The 2,453-nt window shown below is 65.3% G+C and carries 2 protein-coding genes; both read left to right on the forward strand.

Translation table 11 applies throughout. The annotated features are described in order from the left end of the window. Positions 1–768: amidohydrolase family protein (locus tag EN991_RS32250; RefSeq protein WP_164769532.1), on the forward strand; the 768-nt coding region annotated here is incomplete at its 5' end. Positions 769–819: 51 nt separating this feature from the next. Further along, positions 820–2,453: ABC transporter ATP-binding protein/permease (locus tag EN991_RS32255; protein WP_127370262.1), on the forward strand; the 1,634-nt coding region annotated here is incomplete at its 3' end.

A 2,453-nucleotide genomic window follows, 5' to 3' on the forward strand; every position in this document is an offset into this window, starting at 1 on the left:
GCCCGCAAGGGCGCGCATGATCCGGCGCTGATCCGGCCGATTACGGATGCCGACCAGGCGATGCTGATCGCGGCTCGGCAAAAGCTGCCGGTGCTGCTGACCACCATCGCGCCCGAATCCGTCGAGCCGGCTCGCGTCGCGGCGCTGACTAAGGCCGGCGTCATCGTCAGCCTTGGCCATTCCGACACCGGCTACGCCACCGCCAGCGCCTTTGCCGCGGCGGGCGCCTCGATGGTTACCCACCTGTTCAATGCGATGAGCCAGATCGGCAATCGCGAGCCTGGCCTGGCTGGCGCCGCCATCGACATCGGCACCTTGTCGGCCGGTCTCATCGCCGACGGCATCCATGTCGATCCGGCCACCATCAAGATCGCACTGCGCGCCAAGCAGGGGCCGGCCAGGATCGTTCTGGTCACCGACGCCATGGCGACAATCGGCACCGACATGACGTCGTTCACGCTCAACGGCCGTACCATCTATCGCAGGCATGGCAGCCTGCGGCTCGGCGACGGAACGCTGGCGGGCGCCGATCTCGACATGATCTCGGCCATTCGTTTCACCCACCGCGTCATCGGGGTCGAGCTTTCCGAGGCCTTGCGCATGGCTTCGCTCTATCCGGCGCAAGCAATCGGCCAGTCGCACCGGCTTGGCCGATTCGCCAACGGCACGGCTGCGGATATTGTCGCGCTGTCGGACGATCTCGACCCGAAGGGCGTCTGGATCGGCGGCGAAAAGGTTTTTGGAGCCGGCTACGGCACTGCGCATTGATATCGGCTGTCGTCGTGAAACCTTTTGATTTTGAGGTCGTTGTCGGAGCGTATGTCCGAGGCGAAACCCAAATTGAAACAGGCCGACGGCATCAAACCGCGCGGTGCCTTGAAGCCGCGACAGCAAGCGCCGCGTGACCAGAGGCCGCGCCACGAGGATCTGCGCGAAAAAAAACCGCCGACTGCCGAAGCTGCCCCCGAGGTCGACGGCCAGCCGGGACCGCCACCGGAGGCTGTCGAGCCGGATCCGCAACTGACGCCCGAAGAAGCCGAGCAGGCGCGCCGGAAATACCTGCTGCGGCGTTTCTGGATCAGCGGGCGCGGCTACTGGGCCAGGCGGGGCGATGGGCTTGCCTGGCCGCTCACGATCGGGCTGTTGATCCTGATCTGCGTCAATGTCGGCTTTCAATACGGGATCAACGTCTGGAACCGCTCCTTCTTCGACGCCATCGAGCAACGCAACGCCCACACCGTCTATGTGCTTAGCGCCATATTCCTGCCGCTCGTCGCTGGAAGCGCGGGCCTTGTGGTCGCGCAGGTCTATCTGCGCATGACGATCCAGCGCCGCTGGCGTTCCTGGCTGACCACCGCCGTCATCGCACGCTGGCTTGCCAATGGCCGCTACTACCAGTTGAATCTCGTCGCCGGCGACCACTCGAACCCCGAAGCCCGCCTCACGGAGGATCTGCGGATCGCCACCGAGTCACCCGTCGATTTCATCTCGGGCGTCCTCAATGCGTTCCTGTCGGCCTCGACCTTCATCGTGGTGCTGTGGACGATCGGCGGCGCGCTCACTTTGCCGATCGGTGGCGAAAACCTGACCATTCCCGGCTTCCTCGTCATCACCGCGGTCATCTATGCCGCCATCACCTCCACGTCGATGGTGGTCATCGGCCGGCATTTCGTCCGCCTCTCCGAGCAGAAGAACCAGGCGGAAGCCGAATTCCGCTACACGCTGACGCGGGTGCGCGAAAACGGCGAGAGCATCGCATTGCTTGGCGGCGAGGAGGAGGAGCGCAGCGGCATCGACAGGAATTTCGGTCATGTGCTCAGGCAATGGGCGCTGCTGACGGGCCAGCACATGCGCACGGCGCTGGTGTCGCAGGGGTCGAGCCTGTTTGCGCCGGTCGTGCCGGTCCTGCTCTGCGCGCCGAAATTCCTCGAAGGCTCGATGTCGCTCGGACAGGTGATGCAGGCTGCCTCCGCCTTCGCCATCGTGCAGGGCGCGTTCGGATGGCTGGTCGACAACTACCCGCGTCTTGCCGACTGGAACGCCTCGGCGCGGCGCATCGCCTCGCTGATGATGTCGCTCGACGGGCTCGAGCGTGCGGAGCAGAGCGACGCGCTCGGACGCATCCAGCACGGCGAAACCGAAGACGGTGCGATGCTCAGCCTCGACGATCTCTCCGTCACGCTCGACGACGGCACCTCCGTGGTCAAGGAAACCGAGGTTGCGATCGAACCGGGCGAGCGTGTGCTGGTGGCTGGCGAATCCGGTTCCGGCAAGTCGACGCTGGTGCGGGCCGTTGCCGGCCTGTGGCCGTGGGGCGGCGGCAGCGTCAATTTTCATGCCGACAGGCGACTGTTCATGCTGCCGCAACGCCCCTACATTCCCTCGGGCACGCTTCGCCGCGCGGTCGCCTATCCCGCGGCCGCGGACAAGTGGACGATCAAACAGATCAAGGC

The sequence above is a fragment of the Mesorhizobium sp. M7A.F.Ca.US.005.03.2.1 genome, from assembly GCF_003997795.1.
GTDB classification, from domain to species: Bacteria; Pseudomonadota; Alphaproteobacteria; order Rhizobiales; family Rhizobiaceae; genus Mesorhizobium; species Mesorhizobium ciceri.